We start from the raw sequence: 15,891 nt of genomic DNA, 5'->3' as shown, positions 1-15,891 counted from the left end.
GCAGGTCGGCTATGCCCTGCGCCGGCATGGCATCAAGCTGAAACAGTTCTAAACTCTGGTCTTGCTTTCGTTTAGATACTGCGGGCGAACGGGCGCGGATTTTCAATCCGCCTGTGACGGGAGAAACAGAGCGCCCTAATGTGTTTGGTGGCAGAACGTTGTTGGGACCGGGTGCGTTGCGCGATTGAGGAGTACGCTTGGCGCTTTGACGGCCTGCGACGCCGAGCTCCTCACCGCAGGAGGCCGTGAAGCTGTCCATCCACCCGCAAGCCCGTACCACCCCAGCTGTCCGCCAGGAGATCGCCCGCTCAGTCGAGCCCACGGGCGTGCTGGCCCAGCGCTATAGCGTGAGCCCCGAGACCATCCGCAAGTAGCGCAAGCGCGGAGTTCAGGATTGCCCGGACCATAGCAGCCGACCGCACAAGCTGCTCTGGAAAGCCCCCGTGGAAGAGCGCGATCGTCTGCGCTCTGCGCCAGGCCACCGGTCTTCCGCTCGATGGCCTCACTTTCGTGGTCACGCACTTCCTGCCGCATCTAAACCGGGACGCGGTCTACCGCATCCTCAAGGCTGAGGGGCTCGGGCGCCTGCCGCCGGCGCCGCAGCACCAGCGCAAGAGCGGCACCTTCAAGGACTACGACCTCGGCTTCGTGCATCTGGACATCAAGCACCTGCCCAAGCTGAGAACCGTCAATGGAGAGAGCTGCAAGCGCTTTCTCTATGTCGCCATCGACTGTTGCTCCCGCTGGGTGCACCTGGCGGTCTATGATGACGAGACGGCAAGAAGCGCGATTGCTTTCCTCCAAAAGGCGATCGGCGCGTTTCCCTTTACGGTCACCCACGTGCTCACCGACCGTGGCTCGTGCTTTACCGCCGACGGTTTTGAGGCAGCCTGCCGCCAGCTGAAGGTGCAACACCGCAAGACCAAACCCTACACGCCGCAGAGCACTGATGTGATTGAACCGCGCCGAATTTTCCGGAGGCTGATTGGCTTGGATTCTACGCGGCCATTGGCATGACCTCAAGCTGGGCATCGTAGGCGGCTTCCGCCTCGGCAGGCGGGATGTGGCCGATAGGCTCGAGCAGACGCCGGTTGTTGTACCAATCCACCCATTCGAGCGTGGCGAACTCGACGGCCTCGAAGGAGCGCCACGGACCACGCCGATGGATCACCTCGGTCTTGAAGAGGCCGATGACGGTTTCCGCCAGGGCAGTCGTACGAGTCGCCGACACTGCCGACCGATGGCTCGATGCCGGCCTCGGCGAGGCGCTCGGTGTACTTGCCGCGCACCACCCCTTGGAGGCCCATCTGCCGCATGAGCCGGGCAACCGTGCAGCGCGATCCCCTCACGCTGCATCGTATTCATCCGGTGTAGCCGCGGATGCGGAACCGAGGCGATAGCCAGGTCAACGCCGTAGGATCTGCATCTGTGTCCGCGCCTGCCAGCCCTGGCGCTCGAGTTCCGGCGTGTCATCGCTGTAAGCGGGATAGCCCAGACACAGGTAGCCGATGAACGTCCAGTGCGATGGGACCTCCAGGATCATGGCAACGGCAGCGGGATCCAGAATCGACACCCAGCCGACTCCAATCCCCTCGGCTCTCGCGGCCAGCCACAGGGTGTGGATGGCCATCACGGCCGAATACTGCACCGTCTCGGGCATGGTACGTTGCCCCAGACCGTGACCTTGCTGCGTGGCGCCCTCGGCAAACACAGCCAGGTGAACCGGTGCCTCCTGTAAGCCGGCCAGCTTAAGACGGGCATAAATCTGAGCCCGTTCCGCAGGCTCGTCCATCAGCACTTGTGCGTTGCAGACCTCAAAGTTCTGGATGATGGCGGTTCGCCGGTGCGGATCATCCACAAGAACGAAGCGCCAGGGTTGGCTCAGGCCGACAGAGGGCGCCAGATGCGCCAGTTCGAGCAGGTGCGCGAGCACATCGGGCGAGATCGGGATGGACCGGAAGTGACGAACATCGCGGCGCCAAACGAACAGCTTGCGAAGCTGATGGCGGAATTCCTGCGCAAAATCAGGAATGGGCGACGAACGTGCCATGCTCACACGTTAACCGCATCGAGCGCAATCGGCGAAATCTCGGCGGTGGCGCGTCCACTGCGCACGTTGCCGGCAATGTCGGCCAGCTTGAAGAACCCACGTCGGGCATGGCTCCAACAGAAGGCAGGCGTGATCGGCCCACCACTGCGTGCAGGACCGTAGAGATCGTTGTAGCCCGCATAGGCGTCGGCTTGCAGGATGCCAGTGAAGGACTTGAGGTGCCACTCGGGATGCTCGCCGCTGCGATCCCGGGAGGCGTAGTAGAGAGCGGCAGGTGGATCCGATCCACCGAAGGGGCGACCATCCCGCACATAGGTCCAGATCCGGCCTGTCGTGGTCTTGCTCTTCGCGAGGATCGGCACCGTGGTGTCGTCGGCATGCAACCGCTTGGCCTTGAGCACATGCGCTTCGCTCAAGGCGTGCAGCGGCTGAAGGGCTGCCGTGCAGGCGCCGACTTGGTCGGCTAGTGTGGAGACGCTGAGATCGATCCCTTCGCGCTTGTAGCGCTCGCTCTGGTGGTTCAAGAACTGATGCTGGCTGAACTTCTCGAACAGGATCTGAGCCAAGAGGTTCGGTCCGGCAAAGCCGCGCGGCCTCACGTCGAAGGGCGCCGGCGGCTGCATGATCTTCTCACACCCTCGACAGGAGAGCCTCTCGCGCACGGTCTGGATCATCTTCCACTGCTGGGGAATGACCTCCAGCGTCTCGGTGATGTCCTCGCCGAGCTTCGAGAGGCGATCCGACCCGCAGCATGGGCAACTCGCAGGAACGGGGATCACCACACGCTCGCGCGGCAGATGCTCGGAGAAGACTCGGCGGGCGGATAGCTTGAGTGGCCGAAAGCGCGGCTGCCCGGCTCGGAAAGCCGCAATCTCTGTCACTTCGGTATCCTCGCTGGCATCAGCAGCGAGTTCCTCAAGCTGCAACTCCATCTGGTCGAGCAGGCGCGCCTTGCGTTCCGAGCGGGTGCCATAGAGCTCGCGTCGCAGCTTCTCGATCTCGAGCCTCAAAAGGGCGATCGGAGCGTCTCGGCTCGACAGATGGGCTTGCGTCCGGGCGGCCTCAGCGCAGGCGCCCGCAAGCTGACGTTCCGCGGCACAGCGTTCCTCGCGCTCGGCGAGGATCATCGCGTGCGCTTCGGCGAGGTCGGAGGGGAGAGAATCAGGAGCGGATACTATCACATCGGCAGTGGAGCAGATCCGTCAGGATTTGCAACGCAATTCCGCTAACCGGCTTTGCTCGGCCGCCAGGTTTGCTGGGGATGCCGTCAGTCGATGCCATCGAGGAGTAGGCGAACTGCCCAGATGAGATCGTCACGGCGCCGTTGGTGACGGCTGGCCACTGGAAACGACCACGCTCCAACCTCTTCGTGAACAGGCAGGCTCCGCAGCCAACCTGCCAATTCATCTTCAAAAGATCGCCTTTACGCCCGCGAAAGACGAATAGATGCCCGCTGAACGGATATGTGGCGCGCCACATATCCACTCTTATGCGTCGTGGGAGACTATGTGGCGGCGGCAGAGCCGATGGCGGCATTCCGGCGCTTTGCGGCTCTCAGCCGCCACATAATCTGAGCCATTTCTCCGGTGGGCGTTGGGCTATCCGCGCTCGCATGGAGAACGCACATGCTGGAACGCTACTTCAAGTATCCGAGGGTCCTGCATCGCTTGAGAGGCGGCGGCCTGGGCAACGAGCTCGATTGCATCGCAACCTATCTTTTCGAGAACGGCTATCGACACGCTTCGGTGAAGATCTACCTGAGCCGATTGGGACGGTTCAGTGGGTTGGGATCGCCCGCGAAGCCGATCAGCGATGTCCTGATCGATGGCTTTGTCGCCGGTTGCCCGACCGAGGCATCACGTGTCGCCGCACGCACCGCGATCGCCCTGGCCCGAAGGATCGTTCTTCACCGTTTCGAGGATCGTCATCGCGAGCACGACCCACATGAGCCACTGCTGACGAGCTACTCCAGCTACCTGCGTGAAGTGCGTGGTCCGGCAGTGAAGACGCAGGACGGTCAGGTGCTCCTCGCGCGACGGCTGCTTGCCTGGTGGGATCGGTATCACGCCAGCGAACCGCTCTCGGCCATGACCGGCAAGCATGTGCTGGCGCTCACCGGTCACCTCATGAGCCTGTCGTTCATGGACAACACGCGGGCCGCGAACGGGTCCTATGTGCGCCGGTTTCTGAGGTTCCTGCACTGGGCCAACCTCAATGACCAGGACCTTGCGCGATTCGTGCCGCGAACGCCATGCTACCGTCTCGCGCATCTGCCGCGACAACTGGGTTGGGAGGATATCAGGAAGGCGATCGACGCCATCGACCCTGCGCCCCACCGGCAGCCGCGATCAGGCCATCCTCCTGTTGCTGGCCACGACCGGCATCCGCAGCAAGAAACTTCGCTCACTCGTCCTCGACGATATTCGCCGGCGCGATGCGCAGGTTCGGGTACGCCACACCAAGGCAAGGAGCGATCGGAGCGTGCCCCTCATGCGGGAGGCGGGCAAGACACTCGCCGATTATATCCTGCGGGCCCGGCCCGATTGCGGCAGCCGTCGCGTGTTCCTCGTGCACCTCCCGCCAGTGCGCCCGATCGACGGCAGCACCAACATCTCCCGCATCGCCCGCTCCGCACTGCAACGCGCGGGCATCGCGCTGAACGGTCCCATCGCCGCCCATCTCATCCGGCATAGCCTGGCGACCCAGCTCGTCAGCCGGTGACGACCGATCAACGAGATCGCCGACCTGCTCGGCCATCGCAGCAACGACACGACTGCCATCTACGTGAAGGTCGCGGTGCCGCAACTCGCCGAAGTCGCCCTTCCTTTTCCGGGAGACGCGTGATGAGCACATTCTCCAGCAGGCTCAGCGAGCATGTCGAGGCCTATGTCGCACTTTGACGCTCGCCCGGCTTCTCGCTCAGCAAGCAGGCCGCGATCCTGCGCGCGGTTGTCACCTACGGTGATGCCGAACAGCACGATGGCCCACTCTGCCGTCGAACGGTGCTCGGCTTCATACGCTCCTGGGCGGGCACGGCGAACGGACGAGCCGTTCGTTACGGCGTGGTTCGCAGATTCAGCGAGTATCTCGCCATCTTCGATCCGCGCACCGAAGCGCTTGAGCCCAAGGCCTTTCCCAGGAACCGAGCCATCCCGCCACCCCGGATCCTCACCGACGACGAGCTTGCACGGCTCATGGCCGCATGCCGCTCGGTGTCGCCCGACTATCCCGAGCGCGCCGGGTTCCTGACGCCGCTCGTGGGCCTGCTCGCGAGCACCGGCATGCGGTCCGGCGAGGCGTTGCGCCTTGATATCAGTGATGCCGATCTCGCGCAGGGAATTCTCCACATTCGAAGAACCAAGTTCCGTAAGGATCGCCTGGTTCCCGTCCACTCCTCGACACTGACGGTTCTGCGCGAGTATGCAAGACACCGGGATTAAGCCTTTCCAATGCCCGGCACCCCGGCCTTCTTCGTCAGCTCGCGCGGGAGTCGATTGTCGAAGTCCGGTTTGAACGCGGCCTTCGGCGCGGCGCGTTCCCTCGCCGGCCCAATCGTGGCAAGCCGGTGCGTCTCCACGACCTGCGTCACCGTTTTGCAGTCAGGCGCCTGGCGATCTGTCACCGGCCAACCGACGCCGACTGTCGGGTTTGTCGAGTCCGCGACACGGTGGTGTGCGGCCCGGCTTCCTGCCGCACTCTCAAGCCATTGACCAGTGTGCAGAAAATTATTTCTGAGGCTCTTTCTGCGCAGTTGGCACGACTTTTGAAGACCCCCGTCGGGAGCCCGAAGGAGCTGCCCACCGGCACTCATGTCGTGGATACCCGCGATCGATGGACCGCAGGAAGGAAAGCAACATGTCAGGTCTGCGTCAGAACCGCAGCCCGTGGGAAACAGGCATCCCTCGTGGACTCCGAATGTCCTTTTGGTCCGATGAGCGACGACACTCACAATCGCGCAGCATCGGCCAATGGCCGATCGACTTGGAGACCGGGTTCGACCAGCATGTGCTTGCCTGTGTCCTCTCACGAGCGCTCAAGGAGGTCGAGGCCGGCGAGGCGACGGCGACGGAGGCAACCGGCCTTTCGCGTGCCGAGCTGCAGGATGTCCTGACCCGCAATTTCCCCGCTATCGCTGTCAGCGCCTTCGCCTTGGATGAGGTGACCGACCGCGAGCCGGATATGGAGGAAGAGCTTTTGCGCGGCCTTCTGTTCGCGCATGCCCGGCCGGGCGACCCGGTGAGTGCCCGCTTCGCCAAGATCATCGCCCGGCGTGCCTTGTGCAATAACCATCTCTGGCAGGACCTCGGCCTTTTCAACCGGGCCGCGCTCAGCCGCTTGCTTGCCACGCATTTTCCGATTCTGGCGGCCGGCAACACCAAAAACATGAAATGGAAGAAGTACTTTTACCGCAAGCTCTGCGAGGCTGAAGGTTTTTCGCTCTGCGCCGCGCCCAGTTGCCGGGAATGCAACGAATTCGACAGCTGCTTCGGCCCGGAGGAGGGCGAAAGCCTCCACGCAGGGATCAAGAACGGGCTCGCCTTGGATTAAGAGTGGCTTTCGCCAGCGGGACACGGCCGCCAGTCTTGATCGCCATTCGTCAAAATCCACAGGCGCTTTTCCCGGCGGCGTTGCACGGAGGAGGGGATGTTCATCACCTTGCGGTATTTTGTGACGGTGCGGCGCGCAATGTCATGTCGGTTTCCTCGAGCCGGACGACGATGTCATGTCGGATAGCACATCTTCGGGCGTTCTCCCCGCGCTGTTCGAGGTAGGAAAATGCCGGGTCTCGAAGATTTCGCTCGGGTAGGCGCGCAATCCGCTCTTCCGGCTAGCCCGCTGCCCGGTGAAGAGGCTTACAATCTTGTCGGATGGCGAACGCTATGCCGCGCAACCTAGGGAGTCATTAGGTGTGACTTTTCGTTCTTGGAGACCCGACGCGCCATGAGGGCCGATGCGCGCCGTTATAAATCAGACGCCTTCCTGAGCGAAGCCATGAAAATGCTCGCCGTAGGGATGATCGCCCTGTCGGCGGGCGCCTGCAGCTTCTCCTTCGGGACCGTGGGACTGCAGGAGAAGGAGCCGCAGGTCACGGACTCGGTCAGCCGGACGGCCGTGCGCCTGTCGCCCGACCTCAACGAGGAGGATTGGCGCCGGGCCAAGGCGGCCCTCTCCGTGGCGCTCGATCCGCAGCGGCCCGGCACCCAGGTCTCCTGGGACAATCCGGCCTCCGATCGGAAGGGCACCTTCACGCCCACCAGCGCTCCCTTCGTGAAGGACGACCAGATCTGCCGGAACTTCACGGCTCTCATCAACGGATCGTCCTCCTCCTCCGTCCAGGGCATGGCCTGCCGGCCCTCGGGCGGCGGATGGGTGATCAAGGGCATCAAGCCGGACAAGACGACCGCCAAGGTCTAGCCGAAGATGAGGAGAAACCAAGTGGCGAGCAACCCGGTTCCAGATCATGTCCCACCCGAAATGGTGAGGGACTTCAGCCTGTTCACGTCGGCTGGCATGCTGCCGACGCCCAACGGGGATCCGCACGCAGCTGTCGCTTGCGTCCATGCCGGGCCACCAATCTTTTATTCCCCCTACAACACACGCAATGGCCGGGGGACCTGGGTCATTACGCGCGCCAAAGACCAGCGCAGGGTGCTGCAGGACGCCGAAACCTTTTCCAGCCATCGCAGCATCTTCGCCTCCGTGCTCGGCGAAAACTGGCCGATGATCCCGCTCGAACTCGATCCACCAGCCCATGGCATTTTTCGCTCACTACTCAATCCGCTGTTCTCGCCCAAGCGGGTGATGGTGCTGGAGCCGGTTGTCCGGGAGCGAGCGATCGCGCTGATCGACAGGATCGCCGCATCGGGCACAAGCTGCGATGTTATGAAGGATTTTGCATTTCCTTTCACAGTCAACATCTTCCTTGGCTTTCTAGGGCTATCGGATGATCGACTCGATATATTTGTCGGCTGGGCGAACGATCTGCTCCACGGCGACGATGTCAAAAGACCGGCGGCGGCCCGGATGATTGTGGCGTTCATCGACGAACTTGCAGCCATGCGCCGCAAGGAACCAGTCGCCGATTTCATGACCTTCGTCGTGCAGGCAGAGGTCGAGGGCCGCCCGCTGACCGACGAGGAAGTCCGTGGCACTGGGGTGCTTCTGTTCGTCGCTGGACTCGACACAGTTGCAGCAGCGATAGGCTTTGACTTGGCCTATCTCGCGCGCAATCCCAAAGACCAGGACTTGCTGCGGAGCGAACCGGATCGAATCGGGCTCGCAGCCGAAGAATTGCTGCGCGCCTATCCAACCGTGCAGATGATCCGGGTGGCAACGAAAAATATCGACTTCGAAGGCGCGCCGATCCGTAAAGGGGACTATGTTTCCTGCGCCACGATGATTGCCAATCGTGACCCGGCGGAATTCGAATGTCCCAACACGATCGATCTTGCGCGAGAGGACAACCGCCATGCTGCCTTTGGCTATGGCCCGCATCGTTGCCTTGGCTCACACCTTGCCCGGCGGGAGATTGTCATTGGCCTCGAGGAGTGGCTGGCGCGCATTCCGGGCTTCCGGATCAAGGAAGGTACGGCGCCCATCACCTATGGCGGCCATGTGTTCGGGATCGAAAATCTGATCCTGGACTGGTCCTGACCAAGGCCGCCGGGGCACAAACATGGAGGTAGAACCATGCGCATCATCGTCAACCATGCCACATGCCAGGGTCACGCGCGATGCTGGGCGCAAGCGCCGGACATCTTCAAGCTTGATGACGAGGGCTACATTCTGCCCGGTGACATCAATGTTGCGGAAGGAGACGAACTGCTCGCGTCACGAGGCGCGCAAGCCTGCCCCGAACGTGCACTGGAAATTGATCGCACAGCCGCTGCGCCTGAATCGGTGTTTATTCAATCGAGAGTCTAGTGGGCTTAAATTGGGGTCAGCGCGACCTGGCCGCACCGCGAAAAGGACGGCGCGCGGCCTCTGTCCTGCCACCGTCCTCGTCCAACTGGGCAGTGGGGTCATCCTCTCCGGTATCGAGCTGCTTCACATGATACGCAAACGGCAGGCGAGGTTCGTCTTACAGTCCACCTCCTAGCGCCGACCAGTTCGAAATCGTTGCAGCGGACCGGAGACACGAAAACGCCTCTTCCTGGCCAATCTCAGCATTCGCGATAGAGCCGATGAACCAGGCAAGAATTTCCGAACTACGCGACCGGGAGGCGATCCGCGACTGCCTCTATCGGTACTGCCGTGGGATAGACCGCGCGGACGAGGCGGCGCTGCGCAGCTCGTACTGGCCCGATGCACATGACCATCACGGGGCCTATTCCGGCTCGGCCGAGGGCTTCATCCAGTTTGCGCTCGGTGTCTTCAAGACCGGACCGCGCAACATCCATCAGATCACGAACGTCCTGATCGAGTTCATCAGCCCGGAAGAGGCCGCGGTCGAGAGCTACTTCACCGCGCTGCAACGCGGACCGGACGAGGCCGGAGAGATACGCCAGGTGCTCCTCTGTGGCCGCTATTGCGATCTGTTTCAGGAGAGGGCAGGGGAATGGCGGATTGCCGAACGCACGGTGGTCTACGATTGGGTCGAGGAGCAGACCCCGCCGGCGGCCTCCGAGACAGAGCAGTTCAGCCCCCGGCAGCCGCTCGGAGCATCGTACCCGGATGACCCGGTCTACGCGCTCACGAAGCGCCGCATTTCTTCAAAGATATGAAAGTGTACTGCATATGAATGTAACGCTTGAATGCTCCGCTCCCATAGCCACGGTGCCTTCAGAGGCTCCCAACTGGAGAGCCGCGTCGGCCGCGGAGACGAAAGACTATAACCATCCTGCAATGCCCCAGCGCTTCTCCCGGCAAAGGCCTTGCCGGTGAGGATGCGGCCGTGAGGATTGCCTTTCCGAGCCGAAACGGCGCGACCGCAACAGCGGTCTGCTCCGTCACCACGAGCCCGCCGACGGTCCTGGTGGGCAATGTTGCCCTACGGTTCGTTATGCTCTCCTGAGATGGGCCTCACTCTCCGAAACCCCACGCTGCTTCTGCGGTGATGGATCAGACCAGAGGCGGAAGACGGCTGATGGCCGATGGGTGTTCACGACAGCAGGGAGGGGAGATCTCGCCCAGGCTCAGGCAGCCGCAGGACGTGGCGCATTGATCGGGTCGCTTACGCCATCGCTCCTGCCACCTTAAGCTTCAGTCCACCCGTTTCTGACGCGCCCTCTTGTTCATCCGGCAGGTCAACGTATTGTGGGCTGATCCCTTCCTCCCAACGGCTTCCAACCTCATTCTCACCACCATCCTCTTTGGCGGCACCAACCGCGACACTTCGTGTCGGTCGCTAGCACCCAGACGCTGGCGGAAGCCTTGCCGGAGGCTGAGCTCTGGTTCTGGCGCCGCGACGGCCTCGTCCAGGTCTGCTCCCGTGACGTTCTGATGAGGCACGCGCGGCCGTTCGAGGTGGACCTACCGGTGACGGGCGAGCCGATCGGCAGCCTTGAGGTGGCGCTTGACCGTGCCAGTCGGGAGCACAGGCTTCTGGTGCTCGGTCTCCACGGCGGGATGGCCGAAAGCGGCGAGTTGGCCGCCCTGTGCGAAGCTCGCGGCGTCCACTTTGCCGGGGCGGGCTCGGCCGCCAGCCGTCTGGCCTTCGACAAGGTGGCTGTGGCGCAGACCAGCCTTGCGACACCGCCCACTCTCACGCTAGCGTCCGCCCCGGCTGGTCTTGCCACCTATGGCAAGCTCGTGGCGGAGCCGGTGGCGGACGGATCGAGCTACGGTCTGCTCTTTGTCGAAAGCCCTGACGATCTGCGGACACTTGGCGAGGTGGCTCAGAAGGAGATCTATCTGATCGAGCCCTTCATGGCGGATGTCGAGGCGACCTGTGGCGTTCTGGAGCAGAATGGGGCCTTGATCGCCCTGCCGCCCGTGGAGATCAGTCCGGCCGACGGTGTCTTCGACTACGCCGCCAAGTACTTGACTTCCACCACCCGTGAAATCTGCCCGGCAGGCTTCAAAGGCCAGGTCAACGCCGCTTTGCAGGATGCGGCTATGAAGGCGCATGCCGCGATCGGGGCGAGCGGGTACTCACGCAGCGACTACATTGTCGCGGGAGATCGTGTGACCTTTCTCGAGATCAACACGTTGCCCAGCCTGACGCGGGCGTCGCTGTTTCCGAAGGAGCTGGCGGCGGCACGGCCTCGGTGAGCGCCATCGCTGCCGCGGACACCGTGGGACTATCCATAGACGTTTTGAACAGCTTGAAGCTGCTTTGTTTGCACGAAGAGGCGAGTTGGTAACCAGCAGCCTTGGCTGCTTGGATGACGAGAGTGGAGAGCTGCGGAATTCTTGGCTGATATGTGCGGAGGCCGTGGTTGTCTCCTAACGGAGCTCAGCTCGCCGATTGGCTGCCCCGCGAACTCCTATGCTCCCCTACCAAAACGTCAGGCACCCGACACCTGCTGTCGGGTTTGTCGCGTCCCCGCCACGATGCGGTGCAGCCCGGCGCCTGCCGCACTCTCATCGAAGCTCTTGGAGACGCTCGACAACATTGCGATTATTGTAGATCCAGTCCGGACAGGCGAGCGGTGCTTCATTGGACTTGGATGGGATCGCCGATCGGGCTCGCAGGCTCCAGATGTGCTGGCGAAAGGCATGGCTGGTGTAGCCGCGATCCGCCACGACCCCGGTTGGTACGCAGGGGAGGCTGTCCAGCAACGGAACAGCTTGCGGCAGCTCGTGCGCCTGACCGGGCAAGATCCGAAAGGCGATAGCGCGTCCGAGAGCGTCGGCGATCACGCAAGCCTTTGTGCCAATCCCCCACGAGACCGGCCAAGTGCTTCACGATCGTCTCGTTGAGCTTGAGAGCCCCTTTTCGGCACGCTCCTGCCGCCTTCTGATGCGCGCGCACGCTGGTGCCATCGAGGAACGTCATTCCAAGCTGGATCCCACGTTCCTGCACCAGATTGAGCAGACGCTCCCAGACACCCAGGGGAGCCCAGCGGATAAAGGTCTGGGCCGCCCGCCACCAGGGGCCCAGTTCAGCAGGCACAGCACGCCACTTGGCGCCATTCTCGTGGCGCCAGAGGATGGCCTCAACCGTGCGACGCAGATCGTGCGGTGGGGTTTTGCCCTTGGGACGGCACTGTTCCACCAAAGGCTCCAGCATCGCCCATTGTGCGTCCGTCAGCATGGCTCCTCCTCAGATCAGGACGAGCAAAACGCCCTCAGACGCAATGAGTTCAAGCGCTAACAGGCCTTAAGCATAACATGTCTTCTGAGGCGCTTGAGCGCCGTCGGCACGCGATTTGCCACTCTCGCTGAGTAAATCATTCAGCATGCGCTGAATACCGCCAGGTCCTAAAGGTTCAAGATGCAGGAGGATACAAAACGTGGATAGTGGCAGCAGTGGCAGGACGTTGGCGTGGCGCCAGCCGATAAGTGGTTTATGGGCGGATCTGGCCGTTCTCGGAATCGCATTTGTTTGGGGGGCCAGCTATCCAGTGGCGAAAGGTGCGCTCCTTTTCGCACCAGTTCTCGTCCTCATTTTTTACCGGTTCCTGATCACTGCAGTCGTCATGTCTTTTGTCGCACACAAGGAAATTGCGGCAACCATTCGTGGCGATTGTGCCCGCGGCGTTGTACTTGGGGCCATCCTGTTTGCGATTTTCTTGGCCGAAACCTATGGCGTATCCTTGACGAGCGCCTCAAATACCGCGCTTATCATCTCATTGTGCGTTGTTTTCACGCCCATCTTTGACTACGGACTCTCAAGAAAGTTGCCGCCGATTGGCGTTCTGGCCGGCGCCGGATGCTCTTGTCTAGGTGTCGCCGCCCTGACGGGAGGAATGACCGCTTTCACCTTCGGGGATCTTCTTGTTCTGAGCGCCGCCGTACTGCGGGCTATTATGGTGGTCACGACGAAGCGGCTAACGGCCGGTCGCCCTGTATCGTCAGCCGCCTTGACGGCCCTTCAAGCCTCCACTGTCGCCATCCTTACGATCACGCTCTTGCTGCTGCAGAGTGGTGTTTCCGAACTGACGATCAAAGGCGGTGGTCAGTTCTGGGCATCCGTCGCCTTCCTCTCGCTCCTCTGCACAATCGCAGCCTTCTATGTTCAGAACGCTGCCGTTCGGGGCAGCACGCCGACCCGCGTGAGCCTGCTGATGGGAACCGAACCGCTCTTTGGCCTTCTGCTCGCCCCCATTGTTGTGTCTGAACCGCTGACACTTCCCAGCCTCTGCGGGGCCGCCCTCATTATCGTCGGAACCATCGCCGGCATTATCTTTGAAAGGAAGATGGGATCATGATCAATCCAGCTTCACCCATAAAACGGCTGACTGGTCGCATTGAAAGCTTTGAAGATATCGTGACCTTTGGCGATCACTCTAAACCGGTCGTCACAATGTTCAGTGGCGGCTTGGACAGCACTTATCTGCTTTTCAGGCTTCAGGAACTCGGCTTTCAGAATATCGATGCCGTCGCGGTCAACGCGGGCGGGCCCATCGACCAGCCACTGCTGGAGCAGACGGCCGCAAGATTCGGCGCCCGTTTTATCTGCCTTGATGGCCGGGAGGCTTTCATCGAACGAGGCGTCAAGCCGGCCATTCGGGCCCATGCCAAGTATCTCGGCAATTACCCGCTGAGCAGTTCGTTGAGCAGGCCGGTAATCGCGAGTATGGTTGCCGATCATGCGGCGATCATTGGATCGGAGCTGCTCCTTCATACGGCAAATCTGTCGCAAAATAGCTTGGCGCGCTTCAACAACAGTATCAAGCGACACGGCTTTTCCGGTCTTTTCGGCAGCCCCTATGTCCAGTCCGTTGTCTCGAGGCAACAAAAGGCTGCGGCCCTTGCCACAATCGGGCTCACTTTCCTGGCGGATCGCAAGCTGAGTGGCGACGAAAACCTCTGGTGCCGCGAATTCGAGTCCGGGCCTCTGGATAATCCCGAAAGCTTTGTTATTCCAGATCAAGCGTTCCGCTGGACCCGCACGAAAGGCAATCTCCCGGCAGAGGAAATCACGCTGGGGTTCAGCGACGGCGATCTTGTTTCGGTCAATGGGTGTGATCTTGCGCTCATGGAGGCGATCGCTCTGCTGAACGAGGCTGTCGGGAAATTTGGGCATGGTCGCTTCGTTGGTCTCGAGCATATTTCAACAGACGATAAGGTTCTGGAGGCTCGTGAAGCGCCGGCGGCCGCCATTATCATGGATGCGCTCAGGCATTTGGAGACCGCTTCTCTCCCTACCGCCACCATAATCCTAAAACAGGGGCTGGAACAAACCTGGGTGCAGGAAGCCGTTTCCGGAAACTGGGGTAGTCCCAGTCATAAGTTGTGCGATAGCGCGATCGCTTCTGCCCTCGAAGGCGTCGCCGGTACCGTGACCTATGTAATCGACAGCCATCGCTTCCTGCCGCGTTCGATAATTGCGCACAACCCACGCTATGTCAGGGACCGTGACCTCTGGGAGGACCGGCGGCGAGCAAGGGGCCTGTTCAAGTAGGATCGCACCCGTGTGATCAAGAGGAGAATGCCATGCCGGAACGAGTAGGGAAACCGATCAAGAAAGACTACCTGCAGGAATGCGTCGAAAGTCTTCGCACCCGCGGCTGGTGGTTTTCACGCAAAGAATGGACCGAGGAAGCGTTCGATATCGCCACCGATCCAACGTGGAACGACTTTGCCGATCATTGGAACCACCTCTTTCGTGACGAATACATGCGGGATGGCGGAACCTATCGCTATCGGCGCTACAGTGCGTTCGAGTTCGATGCAGCAGATGGATCATTCCGCTTGTTGCCACATGAACCATACGAGCAGTCGAAGAGTGTCAATAAATTAAACGGCGGGTTCCCGCGCCATTTTGAACCGCTGGAGCTAACGTTTGTTGAACATCCGACCCTGGAAAAGATCCTGACGAACTTCGGCCGCATCTTTTCCAGTACCACTGGACACAGGCACTGGAATGTCAAACTTCATCCCTACAGGATTATCGCACGTGAAGGCGTGAGCGGCGAGCCAGCGCCTGAGGGATTGCATCAGGATGGTGTGGATTTCATTGTTTCCTATATGATCGGTCGCGTCAACGTCATTGGAGGGCTCAGCACCGTGACCGATGTCCGCAAGCAGCCGATCGGAGAGGTGGAAATGGATCGGCCGAATGATTTCTTTGTCTGCAATGACAGGAATACCTACCATGACGTCTCTTCCGTCGTAATCAAAGAACCAAAGAAGCCTTTTGCGTATAGGGATGTGCTTGTAATCGCATTCGAGAAGATCTGACTGACCCTCGGTCAATCATTGTACACTCTGGTGGCGGGGCACTGATGGGGCTCCCCACCTTCTAACAAGCCGGATCTGAGTAGCTGCGCGTCTGGGGATCATGAGGTGGTGGGAAGCGCTCGGGCGGCCTCAGGGTTGAAGAGCGTATCATGTCTGAGCATGGCGCAGGCCACGTTCAGAAGGTGGTCGGCCACACTGCGCAGGGCGCGGGGACGAGAATGGCCGCGTTCGCGAAGTTGAGCATACCGGCTTCGGCTTGCCGCATCGTGTTGGATGGCAAACCGCGACCAATGGGACAGCTCCAACCGAAGCCTCACGTGAGCCGCCAGGCGCATGCTCACCACACAGCGTTTGCCGCTGTGGCGGGTCGCAGCCAACCTGTCGGGGCATATGTCCCATCAGGGTGCTCGCAGCACAGGTAGAGGCTGGTGCTCCCGGCAGATCAGCCCGTCCAATAATCGTAACCGACCAGTTCCGGACTCAGCGAATGGCACAGGGTGGACTTGCATTGCTTTCGATACTGCTGGCGAATGGGTTGGAGTGGTTGAGGT

Annotated in this window: 16 protein-coding genes and 5 pseudogenes; 12 read left to right on the top strand and 9 right to left on the bottom strand. The window is 61.3% G+C overall.

Features of this window, described 5'->3' with window-relative positions; translation table 11 throughout:
* Positions 1-259, bottom strand: a 259-nt coding sequence (locus AA309_RS36140; RefSeq protein WP_210166522.1) for a hypothetical protein, incomplete at its 3' end; no start/stop codon positions are given.
* Between AA309_RS36140 and AA309_RS25080 the strand changes: the two are divergent.
* A pseudogene (locus tag AA309_RS25080) lies at positions 252-960 on the top strand (DDE-type integrase/transposase/recombinase); the annotation flags it as partial. The gene AA309_RS36140 and the pseudogene AA309_RS25080 overlap by 8 nt on opposite strands.
* 37 nt (positions 961-997) lie before the next feature.
* Here AA309_RS25080 and AA309_RS25075 read toward each other — a convergent pair.
* The 5 genes and pseudogenes from AA309_RS25075 to AA309_RS36845 form a co-directional block, all read right to left on the bottom strand.
* Positions 998-1,280: pseudogene (locus AA309_RS25075) on the bottom strand (integrase core domain-containing protein); the annotation flags it as partial.
* Positions 1,281-1,405: 125 nt separating this feature from the next.
* Positions 1,406-2,050, bottom strand: coding sequence for a 5,6-dimethylbenzimidazole synthase (gene bluB / locus AA309_RS25070; RefSeq protein WP_047191758.1), 645 nt, complete (start codon positions 2,048-2,050; stop codon positions 1,406-1,408).
* 11 nt (positions 2,051-2,061) lie between these two features.
* Positions 2,062-3,228: pseudogene (tnpC, locus tag AA309_RS25065) on the bottom strand (IS66 family transposase); the annotation flags it as partial.
* Positions 3,212-3,457, bottom strand: a complete 246-nt coding sequence (gene tnpB / locus AA309_RS25060) for an IS66 family insertion sequence element accessory protein TnpB (protein ID WP_244470492.1) — start codon at positions 3,455-3,457, stop codon at positions 3,212-3,214. The pseudogene tnpC and the gene tnpB, both read right to left, overlap by 17 nt.
* A gap of 449 nt (positions 3,458-3,906) precedes the next feature.
* Positions 3,907-4,251 carry a hypothetical protein gene (locus tag AA309_RS36845; protein WP_244470491.1) on the bottom strand — a complete coding sequence of 115 codons (345 nt, stop codon included), beginning with the start codon at positions 4,249-4,251 and terminating at the stop codon, positions 3,907-3,909.
* Between the two features lie 13 nt (positions 4,252-4,264).
* Between AA309_RS36845 and AA309_RS36840 the strand changes: the two genes are divergently transcribed.
* Together AA309_RS36840 and AA309_RS32510 are read left to right on the top strand one after the other, a co-directional pair.
* Complete coding sequence (locus AA309_RS36840) at positions 4,265-4,771, top strand: tyrosine-type recombinase/integrase (protein ID WP_244470490.1); 507 nt, start codon at positions 4,265-4,267, stop codon at positions 4,769-4,771.
* Positions 4,772-5,112: 341 nt separating this feature from the next.
* Entirely contained in the window at positions 5,113-5,490 is a 378-nt protein-coding gene (locus tag AA309_RS32510; RefSeq protein WP_210166521.1) for a tyrosine-type recombinase/integrase, read from the top strand.
* Here AA309_RS32510 and AA309_RS35465 read toward each other — a convergent pair.
* Positions 5,487-5,672, bottom strand: coding sequence for a hypothetical protein (locus AA309_RS35465; RefSeq protein WP_160310541.1), 186 nt, complete (start codon positions 5,670-5,672; stop codon positions 5,487-5,489). The genes AA309_RS32510 and AA309_RS35465 overlap by 4 nt on opposite strands.
* A gap of 293 nt (positions 5,673-5,965) precedes the next feature.
* Here AA309_RS35465 and AA309_RS25045 point away from each other — a divergent pair, with 293 nt between their 5' ends.
* Positions 5,966-6,598, top strand: coding sequence for a nitrogen fixation protein NifQ (locus tag AA309_RS25045; protein ID WP_047191757.1), 633 nt, complete (start codon positions 5,966-5,968; stop codon positions 6,596-6,598).
* On the opposite strand, the pseudogene AA309_RS33550 reads toward AA309_RS25045, so the two are convergent.
* Positions 6,595-6,741 (bottom strand): annotated as a pseudogene (locus AA309_RS33550) (RNA polymerase factor sigma-54); the annotation flags it as partial. The gene AA309_RS25045 and the pseudogene AA309_RS33550 sit on opposite strands and share 4 nt — an antisense overlap.
* A gap of 250 nt (positions 6,742-6,991) precedes the next feature.
* Between AA309_RS33550 and AA309_RS25040 the strand changes: the two are divergent.
* The 5 genes from AA309_RS25040 (at position 6,992) to AA309_RS25020 (ending at position 11,263) form a co-directional block, all read left to right on the top strand.
* Positions 6,992-7,465, top strand: coding sequence for an RT0821/Lpp0805 family surface protein (locus AA309_RS25040; protein ID WP_047191756.1), 474 nt, complete (start codon positions 6,992-6,994; stop codon positions 7,463-7,465).
* 21 nt (positions 7,466-7,486) lie between these two features.
* Positions 7,487-8,704, top strand: coding sequence for a cytochrome P450 (locus tag AA309_RS25035; protein WP_084731629.1), 1,218 nt, complete (start codon positions 7,487-7,489; stop codon positions 8,702-8,704).
* Between the two features lie 36 nt (positions 8,705-8,740).
* Positions 8,741-8,974: a ferredoxin gene (locus AA309_RS25030; protein ID WP_047191754.1), complete on the top strand. Its 234-nt coding sequence runs from the start codon at positions 8,741-8,743 to the stop codon at positions 8,972-8,974.
* A gap of 260 nt (positions 8,975-9,234) precedes the next feature.
* Positions 9,235-9,774, top strand: coding sequence for a nuclear transport factor 2 family protein (locus AA309_RS25025; protein WP_009495349.1), 540 nt, complete (start codon positions 9,235-9,237; stop codon positions 9,772-9,774).
* A gap of 613 nt (positions 9,775-10,387) precedes the next feature.
* Positions 10,388-11,263 (top strand): D-alanine--D-alanine ligase family protein, encoded by an 876-nt coding sequence (locus AA309_RS25020; protein ID WP_052954983.1) that lies wholly within the window; start codon positions 10,388-10,390, stop codon positions 11,261-11,263.
* 327 nt (positions 11,264-11,590) lie between these two features.
* Here AA309_RS25020 and AA309_RS33545 read toward each other — a convergent pair.
* Positions 11,591-12,248: pseudogene (locus tag AA309_RS33545) on the bottom strand (IS5 family transposase); the annotation flags it as partial.
* Positions 12,249-12,474: 226 nt separating this feature from the next.
* Between AA309_RS33545 and AA309_RS25010 the strand changes: the two are divergent.
* The 3 genes from AA309_RS25010 to AA309_RS36830 are packed head-to-tail and all read left to right on the top strand — an operon-like array spanning position 12,475 to position 15,340.
* Positions 12,475-13,365 (top strand): DMT family transporter, encoded by an 891-nt coding sequence (locus AA309_RS25010; RefSeq protein ID WP_150117742.1) that lies wholly within the window; start codon positions 12,475-12,477, stop codon positions 13,363-13,365.
* Positions 13,362-14,561, top strand: a complete 1,200-nt coding sequence (locus AA309_RS36835) for an argininosuccinate synthase-related protein (protein WP_244470489.1) — start codon at positions 13,362-13,364, stop codon at positions 14,559-14,561. The genes AA309_RS25010 and AA309_RS36835 overlap by 4 nt, the downstream gene beginning before the upstream one ends.
* A 32-nt stretch (positions 14,562-14,593) precedes the next feature.
* Positions 14,594-15,340 (top strand): 2OG-Fe dioxygenase family protein, encoded by a 747-nt coding sequence (locus tag AA309_RS36830; protein ID WP_047191752.1) that lies wholly within the window; start codon positions 14,594-14,596, stop codon positions 15,338-15,340.
* The last annotated feature ends 551 nt before the right edge of the window (positions 15,341-15,891 follow it).

This window comes from Microvirga vignae, from assembly GCF_001017175.1.
GTDB lineage: Bacteria > Pseudomonadota > Alphaproteobacteria > Rhizobiales > Beijerinckiaceae > Microvirga > Microvirga vignae.
This window is presented reverse-complemented; position numbering and strand designations above follow the sequence as displayed.